The 18,190-nt window shown below is 54.3% G+C and carries 18 protein-coding genes; 14 read left to right on the top strand and 4 right to left on the bottom strand.

Annotation, left to right across the window (positions count from 1 at the left end):
* The first annotated feature begins 8 nt into the window (after positions 1–8).
* From trpA to CPH17_RS04015, 10 genes are all read left to right on the top strand, one after another.
* Positions 9–812, top strand: coding sequence for a tryptophan synthase subunit alpha (gene trpA / locus CPH17_RS04060; RefSeq protein WP_074396196.1), 804 nt, complete (start codon positions 9–11; stop codon positions 810–812).
* Between the two features lie 98 nt (positions 813–910).
* Complete coding sequence (accD, locus tag CPH17_RS04055; RefSeq protein WP_074396197.1) at positions 911–1,930, top strand: acetyl-CoA carboxylase, carboxyltransferase subunit beta; 1,020 nt, start codon at positions 911–913, stop codon at positions 1,928–1,930.
* A complete protein-coding gene (gene folC, locus CPH17_RS04050; RefSeq protein WP_074396198.1) occupies positions 1,923–3,194 on the top strand; it encodes a bifunctional tetrahydrofolate synthase/dihydrofolate synthase in 1,272 nt (423 codons plus the stop codon). The genes accD and folC overlap by 8 nt, the downstream gene beginning before the upstream one ends.
* 21 nt (positions 3,195–3,215) lie before the next feature.
* Positions 3,216–3,932, top strand: coding sequence for an SPOR domain-containing protein (locus CPH17_RS04045; RefSeq protein ID WP_074396199.1), 717 nt, complete (start codon positions 3,216–3,218; stop codon positions 3,930–3,932).
* Positions 3,933–3,934: 2 nt separating this feature from the next.
* On the top strand, positions 3,935–4,483 hold the full coding sequence (locus CPH17_RS04040) for a CvpA family protein (RefSeq protein WP_096298319.1): 549 nt from the start codon (positions 3,935–3,937) through the stop codon (positions 4,481–4,483).
* Between the two features lie 63 nt (positions 4,484–4,546).
* Positions 4,547–6,070, top strand: coding sequence for an amidophosphoribosyltransferase (purF, locus tag CPH17_RS04035; RefSeq protein ID WP_074396201.1), 1,524 nt, complete (start codon positions 4,547–4,549; stop codon positions 6,068–6,070).
* A gap of 11 nt (positions 6,071–6,081) precedes the next feature.
* Positions 6,082–7,281 (top strand): O-succinylhomoserine sulfhydrylase, encoded by a 1,200-nt coding sequence (locus tag CPH17_RS04030; protein WP_074396202.1) that lies wholly within the window; start codon positions 6,082–6,084, stop codon positions 7,279–7,281.
* 190 nt (positions 7,282–7,471) lie between these two features.
* On the top strand, positions 7,472–8,017 hold the full coding sequence (locus CPH17_RS04025) for a cytochrome b (protein WP_074396203.1): 546 nt from the start codon (positions 7,472–7,474) through the stop codon (positions 8,015–8,017).
* Positions 8,018–8,099: 82 nt separating this feature from the next.
* Complete coding sequence (locus CPH17_RS04020; RefSeq protein WP_074396204.1) at positions 8,100–8,684, top strand: YceI family protein; 585 nt, start codon at positions 8,100–8,102, stop codon at positions 8,682–8,684.
* Between the two features lie 137 nt (positions 8,685–8,821).
* Entirely contained in the window at positions 8,822–10,111 is a 1,290-nt protein-coding gene (locus tag CPH17_RS04015; RefSeq protein WP_082934320.1) for an MATE family efflux transporter, read from the top strand.
* Here CPH17_RS04015 and CPH17_RS04010 read toward each other — a convergent pair.
* The 4 genes from CPH17_RS04010 to CPH17_RS03995 form a co-directional block, all read right to left on the bottom strand.
* Positions 10,098–11,585: a uracil permease gene (locus CPH17_RS04010; protein ID WP_074396206.1), complete on the bottom strand. Its 1,488-nt coding sequence runs from the start codon at positions 11,583–11,585 to the stop codon at positions 10,098–10,100. The genes CPH17_RS04015 and CPH17_RS04010 overlap by 14 nt on opposite strands.
* Positions 11,586–11,795: 210 nt before the next feature.
* Complete coding sequence (locus CPH17_RS04005) at positions 11,796–12,986, bottom strand: amino acid aminotransferase (RefSeq protein WP_096298317.1); 1,191 nt, start codon at positions 12,984–12,986, stop codon at positions 11,796–11,798.
* A complete protein-coding gene (locus CPH17_RS04000) occupies positions 12,987–13,325 on the bottom strand; it encodes a 4a-hydroxytetrahydrobiopterin dehydratase (RefSeq protein WP_074396208.1) in 339 nt (112 codons plus the stop codon).
* Positions 13,326–13,365: 40 nt separating this feature from the next.
* On the bottom strand, positions 13,366–14,262 hold the full coding sequence (locus CPH17_RS03995) for a GGDEF domain-containing protein (RefSeq protein ID WP_074396209.1): 897 nt from the start codon (positions 14,260–14,262) through the stop codon (positions 13,366–13,368).
* A 272-nt stretch (positions 14,263–14,534) separates the two neighbouring features.
* Between CPH17_RS03995 and cobA the strand changes: the two genes are divergently transcribed.
* The 4 genes from cobA to dcd all read left to right on the top strand — a co-directional run bounded on the left by cobA (position 14,535) and on the right by dcd (position 18,174).
* Entirely contained in the window at positions 14,535–15,368 is an 834-nt protein-coding gene (gene cobA, locus CPH17_RS03990) for a uroporphyrinogen-III C-methyltransferase (protein ID WP_074396210.1), read from the top strand.
* A gap of 152 nt (positions 15,369–15,520) precedes the next feature.
* The gene (locus tag CPH17_RS03985; protein ID WP_074396211.1) at positions 15,521–16,651 is read left to right on the top strand and encodes a kinesin; all 1,131 of its coding nucleotides are present in this window, start codon (positions 15,521–15,523) and stop codon (positions 16,649–16,651) included.
* A gap of 144 nt (positions 16,652–16,795) precedes the next feature.
* Entirely contained in the window at positions 16,796–17,596 is an 801-nt protein-coding gene (gene apbC, locus CPH17_RS03980; RefSeq protein WP_074396212.1) for an iron-sulfur cluster carrier protein ApbC, read from the top strand.
* A gap of 11 nt (positions 17,597–17,607) precedes the next feature.
* The gene (gene dcd / locus CPH17_RS03975; protein WP_074396213.1) at positions 17,608–18,174 is read left to right on the top strand and encodes a dCTP deaminase; all 567 of its coding nucleotides are present in this window, start codon (positions 17,608–17,610) and stop codon (positions 18,172–18,174) included.
* Positions 18,175–18,190: the final 16 nt, after the last annotated feature.

Below are 18,190 nucleotides of genomic sequence, written 5' to 3'. Positions count from 1 at the left end.
GGGTAAGCATGAACCGTATTGATCAGCGTTTCAGTGAACTTAAGCAGCAGGGCCGTAAGGCCCTAATCCCTTACATTACCGCTGGGGACCCTGCGCCTCAGTATACCGTCGGCTTTATGCACGCTCTGGTGGAAGCCGGTGCGGATATCATTGAGTTAGGCGTACCGTTCTCCGACCCAATGGCGGATGGCCCGGTCATTCAAAAAGCCTGTGAACGCGCAATCAAACAAGGCACTCGGTTAGTCGACCTGCTCGATATGGTGGCCGAGTTTCGCCAAACCGATGCCACCACGCCTGTGGTACTGATGGGCTATCTCAACCCCTTCGAACGGATTGGCTACGAAACCTTTGCTGATAAAGCAGCGAACGTGGGCGTCGACGGTGTATTGACCGTGGATATGCCGCCCGAGGAAGCGGATATTTTCGGTCCGCTTTTGAAAGCACGTGATTTAGCGGCGATTTTTCTCGTTGCACCTACCACTTCCCATGCACGGGCCGCTACAATATGCGCCCACGGTGAGGGGTATCTGTACTATGTATCGCTCAAGGGCGTGACGGGTGCGGCGACACTTAATGCTGATGACGTGGCTGAGCACTTGGCGCCGTTGCGTGGTATGACCGACTTACCATTGTGTGTTGGGTTCGGTATCCGCGACGGCGCGACAGCCGCAGAAGTCGCCAAGGTGGCCGATGGCGTGATTGTCGGCAGTGCGCTGGTCAACCGGATTGCCGAGAGTGCTGATGCGCCGGACACCATCGCTGCCCAGTTAAAACAAGTGCTCGGCGAAATGCGGGCGGCCATGGATGCTTAAATAGTCCTTTCATCGTCTACACTAACTGACATTAGTTTGACCCCATTCATCAAGCTTGGCGTTGCCAAGCGTTGACGTACAACGGAAGTCTTTTTGATATGAGCTGGCTAGATAAGATTGTGCCCTCCATGGGGCGTATCCAGCGTAAGGACCGTCGCGCTAGCGTTCCCGATGGTCTCTGGCGTAAATGCCCCAAGTGCGAAGCCGTTCTCTATCTTCCTGAGTTAGAGAAACATCACAGCGTTTGCCCTAAATGCGAGCATCATTTGCGTTTAACCGCACGCAAGCGCTTGGATTGGTTTCTAGACAAAACGGGCCGCGAGGAAATCGCCGCCGACATTGAGCCGGTTGACCGCCTCAAGTTCCGCGATTCCAAAAAATACAAAGACCGTTTAGCTGCGGCGCAAAAAGAGACCGGCGAAAAAGACGCGTTGGTCGCCATGCGCGGTGAGTTAAATGGTCTTCCTGTAGTGGCCGTGGCATTCGAGTTTACCTTTATGGGTGGCTCTATGGGCGCGGTGGTTGGTGAGAAGTTTGTACGCGCCGCCACTTTGGCACTGGAGTCTCGCGTGCCGTTGGTCTGCTTTGCGGCATCCGGTGGGGCGCGTATGCAAGAAGCGCTGTTCTCGCTGATGCAGATGGCGAAAACCTCGGCTGCCCTTGAAAAGTTAAAGCAAGAAGGCGTGCCCTATATTTCGGTGCTGACCGATCCGGTGTTTGGAGGTGTGTCAGCATCGCTTGCCATGCTGGGCGACCTCAATATCGCCGAGCCTAATGCGTTGATTGGTTTTGCCGGCCCGCGGGTTATTGAGCAAACCGTTCGCGAAACCCTACCCGAAGGCTTCCAGCGTAGCGAGTTTCTGCTTGAGCACGGCACGGTGGACATGATCGTGCATCGTCACGATATGCGCGAGCGTGTAGGAAGTGTGCTGCGCAAGCTGACCCATCTGCCTGTGGCGGATGACGAATCTTCAAGCGAAGAAACCGTTTTCTCCGAACCAGTGGTAGATGAGCCCCAGGTGACCGATTACGCCGAAGACCCCGAGTGGATCGAGGCAATTAACGGCAGCAGCGAGTCGGATTCTGCCAAGCGCGACGATTCCTCTCGCAATGTCTAAAACCCTGGCGCAATGGCTGGACTATTTAGAAACCCTCCATCCGGTGGGCATCGAGTTGGGGTTAGCGCGGGTAAGCCAGGTAGCTGAACGGATGGGGCTTTTAAATCGGCCCATTGCAAAGCGGGTAATTAGCGTCGCAGGCACTAATGGTAAAGGCTCAACCCTGGCAATGATCGACAGTGTGGCACGCGCTCACGGGCAGCGAGTAGGCACCTATACGTCTCCGCATTTGCTGCATTATAACGAACGCGTCCAGCTTAACGGCTGCATGGCAGACGACGATCAATTGGTAGCGGGGTTTGAAGCCGTGGAGCAAGCCAGGCTTGCTCCGCCGGCGATTAGCCTGACCTATTTCGAAGCCGGTACGCTATGCGCTCTGTGGTGTTTGGTTCAGCAACCGCTGGATTTGGCGGTACTTGAAGTCGGCCTTGGCGGACGTTTGGATGCCGTCAATATCGTTGATGCCGATGTGGCCATCGTTACCACCATCGCCCAAGATCACGCCAGCTTTTTAGGTACTGATATCGCCCAAATCGGGCGTGAGAAAGCCGGTATTTTTCGTTCGGGGCGGCCTGCGGTATTAGGCAGCCGCGAACTACCCGAAAGCGTCTTAGACGTTGCAAAGGCGCTACAAACGCCAGTATACCAACTCGGTAGTCACTTTAACCAAGAGGGTGAGCCGACTGCTAGGTGGTGCTGGCAGGGCTGTACCACCGATGGTGACCCGCTGTCACTGGATGCCTTGCCTGACCCAGGCCTACCTCTCGATAACGCCGCCACGGCGCTTCAAGCGCTGGTATTATCAGGACTTTCGCTTGCAGTTGCCCCCACTCGGGGAGCTCTGGCCAATCTGGTGGTGCCGGGGCGTATGCAGTGGCGTGGCCAATGGTGTCTTGATGTGGGTCATAACCCCCACGCGGCAGCCTACCTGGCGCAGCACTTGCCTTCAGTCGGTGTGGGTGGGACTCAGTGGGGAGTGATCGGCATGCTCAGCGATAAAGATGCCGACGGGGTGATCGCCGCGTTATCATCACGTATTAGCGATTGGGTGTGCGTAAGTTTAGACGGCGAACGAGCTCGCCACGCCGATGAACTGGCCGAGCGGATTGCAGCCCAGGGCGGACGCGTGCATTATTGCGCGGCAACGCCCGCAGCAGGGGTGGAGTGGTTGGCGACCCGGCTAAGCCCGGAAGATCGTGTGCTGGCAACAGGTTCTTTTTTTACGGTGGCAGCGTTATTGGCGCAGCCACTGCCACAGGCGTAGCGTCGCTTGATGGAGAGGGATATGAAATACGGTAAAACGGAACGCATTAGCGGTATCGTCATCTTGCTCGCGCTGTTGGCCATTATTGTGCCTTGGTTAATGAGCGACCCCGCGCCGCGTGAAGAACGTCCACAACCGAATTTTGTGATTGAGCAACCGGTAGAGGCTGAACGTCGTGACGTTGAAGCCCCAGAGCGACCTGACTCTATTGACGATCCGGCCGAACAGGAACAGGTAGACCCGGGTGTGGCCGCCCAGGCGACTGAAGAGCCGCTTGAAGTCGACCCTGTGAGCCCCGATACCGACCAGCTGGCGAATAACGACGAAAGCGATGACGATAGCGCCTCCGATGATGAGGACACTTCGAATGAGACCGAAGAACCTTCAGCGGATGAGCAGAGCGATCCGATAGCCGATCTTATTGCTTCTAATAGTCAGGCGGTAACTGATTCGTCCGAGGAGCAGTCCTCCAACGAGCAGACTGAATCAACCTCTCAGGCAGACTCAAACGGTGAGTGGGCCGTTCAGGTGGGTAGCTTTGGTGATGCGGATAATGCCCAGCGCTTGAGTGATCAGTTAAGCGAAGAAGGTTTTACCGTTTATCAGCGCGAACGCGACAATGAAATGACGACCGTCTATGTTGGCCCTTTTGCAACCTCGGAAGAGGGTGAAACCGCGGTGAGCGATGTTAAGCAACGGGCTAACGTACAAGGCTTGCTGGTTCGAGTTCGGGAATAACCATGGCGCTCACCTGGATAGACGCCGCCTTTTTAGCCGTATTGGCTCTTTCGATGTTGGCGGGCTTTGTACGTGGCTTTGTACGTGAAGCGCTGGGGTTAGCGGCTTGGGTGGTGGCGGTGATGGTGGCCCGGGTGCTGGCGGAACCCGTTGCCGAGTTGATGAGTGGTTTTATCGAAAGTTTTGACGCGCGCCTGGTGTTGGCCTTTGCGTTAGTGATTTTTGCGGTGATTCTACTTTGCGGTATTGTCATTCGCTTAGTTCATGCCGCGGTTGAGTGGGTAGGGATGGGTTTACTCAATCGGTTTGCCGGGGCCGCGTTCGGTGTCGCGCGAGGGGCGGTCATACTCTTGGTGGTGACTGTCCTGATTACGCTCACGCCACTTTCTGAGCTGCAAGCGTGGCAGGAGGCCGAGCTACGCCCCACTTTTATCGAATTGCGTAACTATGCCATCAGCCAATTAGATCAATGGGGCGGCGAACTTCCCGAAGCGCCGTCCTCGCTAAACGACATCACGCTGCCTGACTTACGTCAGGGGCGCGAACTTTAATAGTTTTAATCAGTAATGTACCGGCTTACGTAGGTTAAGCCAGCATACAGCGAGGTAACGGGAATGTGCGGTATCGTCGGCCTTCTGGCCAAGCAAGCGGTGAATCAGGGTATTTACGATGCTCTGACCGTTCTTCAGCATCGTGGCCAGGACGCTGCTGGGATGATGACTTGGAGCGAAGGACGCTTTTTACTGCGCAAGAGTAATGGCTTAGTGCGTGATGTGTTCCATACGCGGCATATGGCGCGTCTCAAGGGCAACCTGGGTATCGGTCACGTGCGTTACCCCACCGCTGGCTCCTCCAGCGAAGCCGAATCGCAGCCATTTTATGTTAACTCTCCTTATGGCATTGCGCTGGCCCATAACGGCAATCTGACGAATTCTGAACAGCTCAAGCAGGAGCTGTTTTCGACTGATTTACGCCATATTAATACCAGCTCCGATTCTGAAGTGCTGCTTAATGTGTTTGCCCACGAATTGGGCAAGCAGGGGCTGCACTTGGAAGCTGAAGATATCTTTGATGCCGTGCGTAGAGTCCATCGACGCTGTCAGGGCGGTTATGCCGCCGTGGCGATCATTAACGGCTTTGGCATGGTGGCGTTTCGTGATCCTCACGGCATCCGGCCGGTGGTGTTTGGTACGCGCCAGGCGGAAAACGGCCAGGATGTCATGATTGCCTCCGAATCAGTTGCCCTGGATGTGGGCGGCTTTGAGCTTGAGCGGGATTTGTCGCCTGGCGAAGCCATCTTCGTTGACATGCAGGGTAAAATTCATACCCAAGTATGCGCCGACCGGCCCCAGCTACGCTCGTGCATTTTTGAACACGTTTACCTGGCGCGTCCCGACTCGATTCTCGACGGCGCTTATGTATACGGCACCCGCATGCAAATGGGCCGTAAACTCGGCGATCGCGTGCTTAACGAATGGCCCGACCATGATATCGACGTGGTGATTCCGATTCCCGATACGTCGCGTACCTCGGCGTTGGAAATGGCGCAACATCTCGGCGTCACCTATCGTGAAGGGTTCATGAAGAACCGCTATATCGGCCGCACCTTCATTATGCCGGGGCAGACCCAGCGCAAGAAATCGGTGCGCCAAAAACTCAATGCCATCGACATTGAGTTTAAAGATAAAAATGTGCTGCTGGTGGATGACTCGATTGTGCGCGGGACTACCTGCAAGCAGATCATTCAAATGGCTCGCGATGCCGGGGCTCGTAATGTGTATTTTGCCTCCGCCGCACCGCCGGTGCGTTACCCCAACGTTTATGGCATTGACATGCCAGCGGCATCAGAGCTGATTGCCCATGGGCGTACGGAAGAAGAAGTTGGCCAATTAATAGGCGCGGATCGCATCTTCTACCAGGATTTAGAAGACTTAAAAGATGCCTGTCGTGAAGTAAATCCCGAGATGGAAGCCTTTGACTGCTCGGTGTTTGACGGTAACTACGTCACCGGTGACATTGATGACGCCTACTTGGCGGTGCTGGAAGCCAGCCGTAACGACCTGGCCAAAGACCAGAGCGCAGGTGACCATGCCCTTGTCGATATGCATAATCAGGATGATGACGATCTGGATGACTAGGAGGCCAGCCCATGCATGATGACAGCCAGCAAGACGCGTGGTCGCTAGAAACCCTAGCGATTCGGGCGGGACATGAGCGCACCTTTGAGCAGGAGCACTCCGAGCCGATTTTTCCTACCTCCAGCTTCGTTTACGGTAGCGCCGCCGAGGCGGCGCGCAAGTTTGGTGGCCAGGAAGCCGGTAACGTTTATTCTCGCTTCACCAACCCGACAGTGCATACCTTTGAGCGCCGTTTGGCGGCGTTGGAAGGCGGTGAGCGCTGTGTGGCGACCAGCTCAGGGATGTCCGCCATCTTGTCAACGGTGCTGGCGCTGTTATCCGCCGGCGATGAAATTGTCGCTTCACGTTCGTTGTTTGGCTCAACGGTAAGCCTGTTTGATAAGTACTTTGGTAAGTTCGGCATTACCACACGCTATGTGGAGCTTTCTGATCTAGCAGCGTGGGAGGCGGCGATCACCCCCAAAACGCGATTGTTGTTTGCTGAGACACCGTCGAACCCGCTGTCTGAAGTTGCCGATATCGCTGCGCTGTCAGCGTTGGCGAAACGCCATGATGCTTGGCTGGCGATTGATAACTGCTTTTTAACGCCAGCGCTTCAGCAGCCCATCGCGCTGGGGGCTGATCTGGTCATTCACTCCGCAACCAAGTACCTGGACGGGCAGGGCCGTGCGGTAGGGGGGGCGGTGGTCGGTAAGCACGATGTGTTAGAGGAAGTGTTTGGCGTCGTGCGGACCTGTGGCCCGTGCATGAGCCCTTTTAATGCCTGGATATTTACCAAAGGGCTGGAAACGCTCTCGCTGCGCATGAAGGCGCACTGCGAGCAAGCAATGGTGCTTGCCCAGTGGCTGGATGCCCACCCGGCGGTCAGCAAGGTGTTTTACAGTGGTTTGGCAGACCACCCTCAGCATAGGCTCGCCAAACAGCAGCAAGAAGGCTTTGGCGCAGTGCTTGGATTCGAGGTTATCCATGGACAGGAAGGCGCGTGGCAGGTAATCGATGCTACTCGCATGCTGTCGATTACCGGTAATCTGGGTGATGTCAAAACCACCATTACGCATCCGGGCACTACCACCCATGGGCGTTTAAGCGATGCGCAAAGAGCGGCCGCCGGCATCACGCCGGGGCTGATTCGTGTCGCGGTGGGGCTAGAAAGCCAGCGGGATATTCAAACGGATCTTGCCAGGGGCCTTGATGCGTTGCTGATGCGTTAACCGCTTCTCCTGAATTAACAAAACCGGTCGTAAAGGCCGGTTTTTTATTTCACAACGCTGAACCTTGGCGTCGATCAACGGTTTTTACGAATGGTGTGTTCTGCTTTTTTCAGCAGTTTACGATCTGCTTTGACGCTATCATCTTTGGTATTACAACGCCCACGGCGGGCGTAAGATTAAGGAAGGCACGATGTGGCGTAACACGCAAATGGGTTGGGGAGTCGTCAGCATTGCGCTGCATTGGCTCAGTGCTATTACGATTGTAGGGCTATTTGCCCTAGGCTGGTGGATGACCGGGTTAGGTTATTACGACACTTGGTACAACTTAGGGCCCTGGGTGCATCGTTCCATTGGCCTGTTGCTATTCATGGCTACGCTGGCGCGGATCGTGTGGCGATGGTTGCAGCCGACACCCCGTAGCCAGGGTAGTCGCGTTGAAATTTTGCTAGCTCATGTCGGTCACATCACGCTGTATCTCTTGCTGATAGTAGTAATGACCACCGGCTATTTGATTTCAACGGCGGATGGGAGCGGCATCAGTGTTTTTGATTGGTTTATGGTGCCAGCACTGGTGTATGACCTTCCCCAGCAAGCGCGTATTGCCGGAGACCTGCATTGGTATAGCGCATGGGGGTTGATTGTACTAGCCGTTGGTCATGCGCTGGCAGCGTTCAAACATCATTGGCGCGACGGCCACGACACTCTGGTACGCATGCTTAAACCTACGACGCGTTAAGATATGAGGCTTCCCCATTGGGATGGCTTTAAAAGGGCACCCCTCAACACGGTGCTTGTTCATCGAGAAAGGAGTTGCACGCATGTTAAAGAAAACCGTACTGAGCACGGCAGTCGCCGCTGCGGCGTTTGTAACGCTGGGTCAGGCCCAAGCCGCTGACTATACGATCGATACCGAAGGTCAGCACGCCTTTGTGCAGTTTAAGATTAGCCATTTGGGGTATTCCTATATTCTGGGTAGCTTCGAAGAATTTTCGGGCGACTTCAGCTATGATCCTGACGATCTTGAGGCGTCATCGGTCGATATGGAAGTTCAGGTAGATAGCTTGAACAGCAACCATGCTGAGCGCGATCGCCACATTTTGGGCAGCGATTTCCTTAACGTCGATGAATATCCCACTGCCACATTTACTTCGACAGGTTTCGAGTCGAGCGGTGATAATGAAGGTGTGGTGACGGGTGACCTTACCCTGCACGGCCAAACCCAAGAAATTGAAATGCCCGTAACGTTAATGGGCGAAGGCGATGACCCCTGGGGGGACTACCGTGCTGGCTTTGAGGGCAGCACCATGATTACGTTGAGCGATTTTGATATTGATATGAGCGACTTCCCTGAAGCCATGCATGAGTTAGAGCTTTACGTAACGTTTGAAGGTATTCGCCAGTAATACAGCGCTGAAAAGCGCCACCACCCTATTCGGGGTGGTGGCGCTTTTTGCGTTTATTCATTAGGAGACAGGCGTTGGTTGTTAGCAAGCAGCAAACGGAAGGGTTAGTCAAGACCCTGTGGCGGCAAACCTGGCCCATGGCCATTGGTGTGCTCTCGCTACTTGGGTTTCAACTGGTCGACAGCGCCTTCATCGCACGGTTAGGAACGGTGCCGCTAGCGGCACAGTCTTTCACTTTTCCGCTGTCATTTCTGATTATTGGTATCCAGGTGGGTATGGGTATCGCGATTGCCGCGCTGATTTCCCGAGCGTTGGGCGCTGGCGAGCAGGCGCGGGCAAAACGCTTGAGCAGTTTGGTGTTGATGGCCGGTGGCGGTGTGATTGCCTGTCTAGGCCTCGTCCTTTGGGCTTTCCAGATACCGATATTTAGTTTGTTAGGTGCTGAAAGTAACACCTATGGGTATTTACAACGTTATTGGCCACCGCAGCTTTTAGCGGCCTGGCTAGGGGCGCTGCTGTACTTTGTATACAGCGTTTTTCGCGCCTACGGCGACACTAGGTTGCCAGGTAAAATGATGGTGATCACCAGCCTGATTAATCTGGTGCTGGATCCTTTGTTGATTTTTGGCATTGGGCCTTGGGAGGGCTGGGGCCTGCCCGGCGCCGCTTGGGCCACGGCAATTGCCTTTAGTGTTGGACTGCTGGTTACCGGTGGTCGTCTGTGGGGGCGTGGGTGGGCCTCACGGGATGGGCTATGGCAAGAAGGCCAGCAGTCATGGCGGCCCTTTATGGGCATTGCGGCGCCTGCCATGGTGAGCCAATTGATGCCGCCACTGGCGGCGATGCTGGCTATCTCGGTGGTGGCAGGCTTGGGCGAAAGCCAGGTGGCTGCCTGGGGATTGGCCAGCCGACTGGAAACGTTGTCATTAATGGTAATTCTCGCCATGACGATGTCGTTGCCGCCATGGTTGGGGCGTTGCTATGGGGCAGGTGATTGGGATCAAATCCATCGACTTCTGCGGCTGGCGCTTGGCGTTGCCATGGTATGGCAGTTAACGCTGGGCATATTGCTGGCACTAGGCGCGCCGTGGCTTGGCATGGCGTTGGCAGGCAATCCCGACGTCCAAGAGGAACTGGTAATACTGATTCGCTTTCTGCTGCCCAGCTATGCTGCCCTCGGCATTTGCATGCTGATCGTATCGGCAGGTAATGCGTTGGGGTGGCCATTGCGTGCCATGCTTTTGTCTTCTGCGCGCCTGTTCGTATGCTACTTACCCTGCCTGTGGATAGGCGAGAAGTTGGCAGGGTGGTGGGGACTGGCCGCCGGGGCGGCCATCGGTAATGTGCTAGCGGGGTTGCTAGCCTGGTTATTGCTTAAGCGTATTTTGTCTCGTCCGCATCGCCAGTCGGGCGTCACCCCGCAGTAGATTTGGGCGTCTCTTGAAAGGCGAAATAGCTAAATAGTAGTGCCATGGCGATATAACCCAAGACAAAGTTGGGTGCTGCATTGATCGCAAGTTCAGGGGCATGCATTAACCCGACAAACGAAAAGGCCGCCGCGATGAGCGCAAAAACGGCTGCTCGGCGGAACTGATGATCAATCACTGAAACCGTCATCGCGCCCAGGAAAATCGCCATGAACATCGCGCCCTGACCGGCGGCTACAATCGATGTTGAAATATCGCTGACAACCTCTTCCGCACCACGATTAAAGCGCGTCATCACGTAGTTTGCAAAGTAGGGCAGCATTGCCAGTGCGACGGCGGGATAGTAACGGCTATCGTTGGCCTGAAACGCCGTGGCAATCATGGAAATCCCCACAAAAACCAGAATCGGAGCGACCACCGATACAGGGATGATTGCCGAGATCATGGCGATTAGGCCAAACATAGTGGCGATGGCGTAAACGGCTCCGTTTAACAGGCTATAGCCCCGGCCAGCGCCCATCCATTTCGCTCCCACGGTGGCGATATACACGGTGGTGGGAAACACGCCGCCAAACAGTGCGCCTATCATGGTGCCCACGCCATCCACCGCTTGGCATTCGCGTACATCGTACTTGTCGCCAGCGGCTTCCATGGCTTCGACGTTGTTCATGGTTTCAATGGCGTTGTACAGCGTAATCGGCAAGACCACGGTCAGAATAGCGAGCATCCCCGTGGCGAGAAGCCCTAAGCCTTCCCACCAGGCCAGGTTGGGTAGCAAAGGATAAAAGCCAAGGTGGGTAAAGGCATCGCTGAATCGCTCGCCGCCTGCGTCGCCAATCATGTAGGCCATGGCGGTGCCCACGATGATGGCAAATAGTGAAGTGGGGATTTTAAACGGCATGCTTACGCGGGCAATTAAGCCGACGATAATAATGGCTAGGACTAGTAAGCCAATTAGCGGCATTTCCAGTGTTTTGAACAGCATTTCACCGGCGATGAAGGTAAGTGCGACCCCGGCGACGGCCCCCAACATGGCAGCACGGGGAAGGTGATATTGTACCCAGCGGCCAATTAAACTGATGGCCGCTTCAATCGCCCCGCTGATAAAACAGGCGGCTACCGCCACTTTCCAGGCAAGATCCACATCCCCCGTCAGCTCTTTGGCGGGCAACAAAACGCCAAACAAGAAGACAAACATCACCGGTGTTGAAATACCGTAGGACAAGGCCGTGACGTCGGTACGCTGCTCTTTGCGTGCTAGCCTCGAGGCGCTCCAGGCGTAATAAAAATTGCCGACCATCACCGCAATGGCCGCCCCAGGAAGAACTTGCCCGTAAACAATTGAAGCGGGGAAGTCCATGCCGAGCATGGTGATGGCAATAATCACAAAATTCGCAATGTTGTTCTGGAACAGCGCGAAAAATGCGTCGGTGTCTTCTTTTTTGTACCACGGGTAGTAATGTTGCGTCGCCATGAGTGCCTCTGAGTTATGGGTTTTTTGTAGCAAGGCTCAAGTGAGTGTGCCGCCGATCTGACTGATCGGTCAACTTCTGCTTTCCTGGTTTCGCCGCGAGGCCTCCCAAGCACTGGCGACGAAGCGCGATTTTACACAACTCAAAATACTCGCCAAAACATAAAAGTGCCCAGGCAAGCCTGGGCACATTGTTACGACGGTGGTCATCGTCTAGTCGTTAACCGCCGCAATCGCCTTGGCGAGGTAGGGGAGGTTTTCCTGGGAGAAGCCTGCCACGTTGGCGCGGCCTGAGCGCACCATATAAATCCCAAACTCATCGCGCAATCGGTCAACCTGCTGCGGTGTAAGGCCCGTGTAAGAGAACATGCCCCGCTGCTCGGCAACGCAGGCATACTTCTCATCAAGCCCGTAGGGTTTGAGGGCTTCTACGAAATCACGGCGCAGCGTGTTTATGCGGTCACGCATTTCGGTCAGCTCTTCGCGCCACATCGCAGAAAGTTCAGCATCGTGCAGAATTTCACTGACAATGGCGCCGCCGTGTGCGGGTGGGTTGGAGTAGTTTTCCCGCGCGACGATCGCGACCTGAGAACGAATATTTTCCATTTGCTCGGCGTTTTTAGCCACCATAATCAAGCAGCCGGTCCGCTCGCAGTAGATGCCGAAATTTTTCGAGCACGAGCTGGTGATGATGACCTCGTCAAGCTGCTCGGCAAATAGCCGAACGCCGTAGGCATCTTCGTCAAGCCCCTGCCCAAACCCTTGGTAGGCGAAGTCGATCAGCGGTAGTAACTGGCGTTCTTTAACTACTTCAAGCACTTGCTGCCATTGAGATTCAGAAAGATCGAATCCGGTTGGGTTATGGCAGCAGGCATGGAGTACCACGACATCGCCGTGGGGGATTTTTTTCAACGCGCCTAACATGCCATCAAAATCAAGGCGGTTGTCTGGGTCAACGTAGGGGTACTTATGCAGTTCAATCCCGGCTGCGGTAAAGATACCGAGATGGTTTGGCCAAGTAGGGTCGCTAACCCAAATGCCTTTACCGGGCAACTGAGTGGCAATAAAGTCGGCGGCTAGGCGTAAGGCCCCGGTTCCACCCGGCGACTGGGTGGCGCTGGCGCGATTGGCTTCCAGCACCGGTGAACTGGCACCCAATACCATTGGCAGCACAACACCACCGTAAGCGGGCGCGCCGTGCGACCCAATATAGGTTTTGGTGGTTTCATTGCTGAGCAAGCGAGCTTCGGCTTCTTTGACCGCGCGCATCACCGGCGTATTGCCCTGTGCATCACGGTAAACGCCAACACCTAAGTCGACTTTCTGAGGATTTGTGTCTTTTTTGAAAGCTTCGATTAGCCCAAGAATGGCGTCTCCAGGGACTCGCTCAATGTGCTCAAACATTTATTCGGCTACCTCGTCAGTTCTAGCGGCAAGAATGAAATCATTTTGATGCAGGCCATCGATGGCGTGGCTCCACCAGGTGACCGTGGCTTTCCCATACTCGGTGGTGATCACGGGGTGGTGGCCTGCCTGTTCGGCCACTTCGCCAACGCGCTGAGTAAAGTCCAGAGCGCCAACGAAATCACGAAACGTATAGCTTCGTGTCAGCTTCATGATGCCATCGTGATCGACAATCCGCCACTGGGGGAGGGCCTTTAACTGGCTTTCGCACTCGCTTTGGGTCATTGGCTTTGCGTTACCGCTGCAGGGTTCGCACGATTGTTGGGCAAGCGATGTCATGGACGGCCTCCTTAACATTAATAATGAATGGCTCATCCTTTCAGGGTAGAAGGCAGACGCAGTCCCGGCCAACGTCTTTGGCACTGTAGAGGGCTTGATCAGCCCGTTCGATAAGGCTCGTCAAGGGTTCGCCGCAACGATATTCGGCGACGCCGATGCTCAGCGTTACTTGTCCGACCCCGATGCCGAAATCATACTCTGCAATATGTTGGCGTAACCGGTCTGCCAACTGATGGCACTGCTTGACAGGGGTAAGCGGCAAAACAGCCATGAATTCTTCACCACCCAGCCGAGCGATCATGTCTTCGCTACGCAGCAGCGACTGGGACAGACTGGCCAGCTGTTTTAAGACCTCATCGCCTTGTAAATGCCCCCAGCGATCGTTGAGATGTTTAAAGTGATCAATGTCGACCATCATGATGGAAAGCGGGGTGCCATGACGAGAGCTGAGCGATGCCAGGTTGGTTAGATGCACCATTAATTTACGCCGGTTTGGCAGGCTGGTAAGCGGGTCGGTATCACACAGTTTGCGCAGCCGCTGCTCTTCAGAGACTTGGTCGCTGATGTCCATCATGATGCCGTGCCACCGCACGCCGGACGGGATAGGCTCGGGGGTAGCGCTGACAGCCATCCATGGGGATTTATGCCCAGGTAGCGCTAAGCGAAAGCGAGTGGTTAACGGCAACATCCAGCGGGCCGAGCGTTCAATGGCAGACATCAGCTTTGGGTAGTCAGTGCCGGTCAGCTGTTCGAGCGCGGTGTTGGCATCTTGCGCTAGCTGGTCTCGGTCAATAGGGGCCACCGTTAGCCCAGCGCCTTCCATAAAGGGAAATGCCATATGGCCATTATGGGTACGGTGAAATTGAAACACGACGCCAGGGACTTGACGGATAAGTTGCTCGGCGTTGAGCGTTAAAGGGCTATCATTCACGGGCATGCGTGAATCTCCGAAGCTGTGCCATTGAAAAGCTATGCCATTTAAAAATCAATCGACAAGGGTAGCGCTAAAAACGTAATTAAAATGTAAGCGATCGCCTACAATTCGACACATTTTTATACCTTTTTGCTATATCTAATGAATAAATAAGATTAAAAAGGCATATAATACGTTGGTTTACGATTACTGATGGCACGTGCTCGTAAAAAGCATTATTTTTGTGCATATAAAATACTTTTTTTATTCCTTTGGGGTGTGTCTTGTCGCACAGCATGTCTATATCTGGTGACTTCTCTTCCGTGCAAGGGCGCGTGAGTTTGGTGGGCGCTGGGCCAGGGGACCCTGAGCTACTGACGCTCAAGGCATTTCATCGTTTACAGCATGCCGATGTGGTGTTGCATGATCGCTTGGTTAGCGATGAAATCTTAGCGTTACTGCCGTCGAAGACTCAGCGGTTTTATGTCGGTAAAGCGCGCTCGGCGCACAGCGTCCCACAGGAGGGGATCAATCAAGCACTGGTCGAGTGGGCTCAAGCAGGTAATCGCGTGGTGAGGCTAAAGGGAGGAGACCCATTCATTTTTGGCCGCGGTGGAGAAGAGCTGGAAACACTGATAGCTGCTGGGGTGCCCGTGGAAGTGATACCTGGGATTACCGCCGCTTCGGGGTGTGCCGCTTATGCGGGGATACCACTTACCCATCGTGACCACGCCCAATCGGTACGTTTTGTGACCGGGCACCTCAAAAACGGTAAGTGTGACTTAGATTGGCAGACCCTAGCGCGCCCTGGGCAGACCCTGGTGTTTTACATGGGGTTAGGCAGTGTCGATGTGATTTGCCAAGCGCTTATCGCCCACGGCATGGCGCCAGAGACGCCGTTGGCCTTGATTGAGCAGGGCACCACACAACAGCAACAGACCCATATTGGTAGTTTGCATGCTCTGCCTGATGCTTTTTTTGCTGGCAGAATAAAGCCTCCAACCTTGTTGATTGTGGGGCACGTTGTGTCATTGAACGCACAGCTCGCATGGTTTGATGTGGATCAGACCCACGCCAAGGGATTTAGTGAAGGTAAACATCCCACGCCGCCACCCCATTCTGAAACCTAACGTTAACCAATCAACGTTTATGTCGTCATACGAAACTGGCTAGATACACTAAGCTGTGTATGCTGGTAGACAGTAGGCTGAAACTTAATCGCTGTCTGCGCAGCTAGTAGCAATACGCGTTACGTGCAGCGACTATCTAAGGGAGAGGCGACATGTCAGACGAGCAGCATTCCGATCACAAGCCAACCAATAGTAAACCGGATATGAAAACTCTCTTCCGCGATAATCGCGTGAAGGGGATTGCGGGCATCGCCGCGATAGCGGTGATCTGGGCGATCATGGCGCAGTCAAATGTAGGCACCAGCAACGACCGCGTGGCGGCACTTGAAGACCAAGTGACCAGCGTTGAAGAAGAAAATGACTCGCTTAAACAGCAGCTTAGTGAAGTTGATGATGCTGAAGCCGATCTCACGGCATTGCAAGATGAAATGAGTACATTAGAGGAGCAGCAGGCAGAGGAGCAAGAAGCGCTGGAAAGTACGCAGCAACAGGTCAGTGATACCCGTTCGGAGCTTGAGTCGCTGGAAGAAGAGCGTGACTCGCGGCAGGGTGAAGTTGACGAGTTGAACCAGCAGGTGAGTGACGCTGAAAGCGAGATGGAAACGCTGCGTGAAGAGCGCGAAGAAGTCCAGCAGGCCAGTGATGAGGCCGACAAAGCGCGCCAAGAGGCTGAAGAAGCACGTCAGAGTGCTGAAGACGCACGACAAGAGGCTGAAGATGCGCGGCAAGAAGCGGCAAGTGAGCGTCAGAAGGCGGTTGATGAGCGTGATGCTGCCAACGAAACGCTGGATGAACTTAATAGCGAAATAGAACAAGCCAACGAACGCTTGTCTACCCTCGAAGACGAGATTGCAAGTGCAGAGTCTGAGCGCGAAGAAGCGCGTGAAGAGCGTGATAACGCCACCAGCGAGCGCGATACGCTTCAAGAAGAAGTCGATTCACTGACTGAGCTACGCGAAGAAGAAGAAAGCTCTTTGAGCGATGTGCGCACTGAATTGGAAGATATAATGGTGGCACTGGATATGGGCCGCGAAGAGCTGGCCAGCGTAGAAGACGATGTGGCTAATCGTGAAGAGCAACTGCAGCGCTTGGAAGAGCAATTGAATGATTGGCGCGATGAGCTTTCAACATTGGATTCTCGCATAGCGGATGCCGCCAATGATGCGGGTGAAGATGCCCAGCAAAATGGTGAGTCGCAAAACAATGAAGAGAGCAGCGAAGAGGAATCGTCTGGAGATGAAGGGGATAATGAAGAGGACGGCGAGGAAGAGGAAGCTAGCTAAGCTTCTCTTTATAAAGTAACCCTTCAGTCGAGCGGGTGCTGACATGGTCAGTACCCGTTTTTTTGGGCGTTGGTTTATGAATGCTCCCGCGAGGAGTATGATTTGCACACTTATTGATACAACGCCAAACGAGGAGTCTGTCTAATGGAAGGCGTCAAACATATAATAGCCGTAGCCTCAGGTAAGGGCGGTGTTGGTAAGTCCACGGTTACCGTTAACCTGGCACTGGCGTTAGCCGCCCAAGGCTATCGTGTGGGCGTATTGGATGCGGATATCTATGGTCCAAGCCAGGCGCAAATGTTGGGGGTCGCCGAAGGGGTGCGCCCTCAAGCGGCGGGTAACGATAAGTTTTTACCGCTCCAAGCGCATGGTCTTCAAGCCATGTCGATGGCATTTATGGTCAATACCCGTGAAGCCATGGTATGGCGTGGACCGATGGTGGTTGGGGCGTTCCAGCAAATGCTCAATCAAACTCAGTGGGATAACCTGGATTTCCTGCTTATCGACATGCCGCCCGGCACCGGCGATATTCAATTGACGCTGGCCCAGAAGGTAGCGGTATCAGGCGCGGTGATTGTGACAACCCCTCAGGACATCGCCTTGTTGGATGCGCGTAAAGGCATTGAGATGTTCCGTAAAGTGAACGTGCCGGTTCTAGGCGTGGTTGAAAACATGAGCCTTTACCACTGCGAAAACTGCGGCCATGAGGCACCCATATTCGGCTCTGGCGGCGGTGACCGTATTGCCGAAGAGTACCAAACTGAAGTGTTAGGCCGTTTGCCATTAACCTTGTCGATCCGTGAGCTTACTGATTCCGGGCGGCCTAGCGTGGTGTCGGAACCTGATAGTGCCGTCAGTCAAACATTTGCTGCGATTGCCACCAAGGTGGCGCAAAGCGTGGATGGCCAAAATAAAGAAAGCCCTACTATTTCCTTCAGCGAGTGAATACGTAACCAATGAGCATCAAGTCTGATAAATGGATCCGGCGCATGGCGAAAAGTGATGCCATGATCGAGCCGTTCGAGGCCGGCCAAGTTCGTTATAATAATGATCAGCGCGTCATCTCCTATGGCACCTCAAGTTACGGCTATGATGTACGTTGTTCGGATGAATTTAAGGTATTTACCAATATTCACTCGGCGATCGTTGATCCTAAAGCCTTTGATGATAAGAGCTTTGTCGATGTGAAGGGTGATGTCTGTATTATTCCGCCTAACTCATTTGCGCTGGCGCGCACAGTGGAGTACTTCCGTATTCCCCGTAATGTGCTAACCATCTGCTTGGGTAAATCAACCTATGCGCGCTGCGGCATTATCGTCAACGTAACGCCGCTAGAGCCTGAGTGGGAGGGGCATGTGACGCTGGAGTTTTCGAACACCACCAATTTGCCGGCTAAAATCTATGCCCACGAAGGTGTTGCACAGATGTTGTTTCTGGAGTCCGATGAAGTGTGCGAAACCTCTTATAAAGATCGGGGAGGTAAATACATGGGCCAGCGGGGTGTGACGTTGCCGCGTACTTGATTACCTTGAGTTGTCA

It is taken from the genome of Halomonas sp. hl-4 (assembly GCF_900215475.1).
GTDB lineage: Bacteria > Pseudomonadota > Gammaproteobacteria > Pseudomonadales > Halomonadaceae > Vreelandella.
The sequence above is the reverse complement of the archived record's forward strand: the minus strand, read 5'-3'. Positions and strand labels throughout refer to the sequence as shown.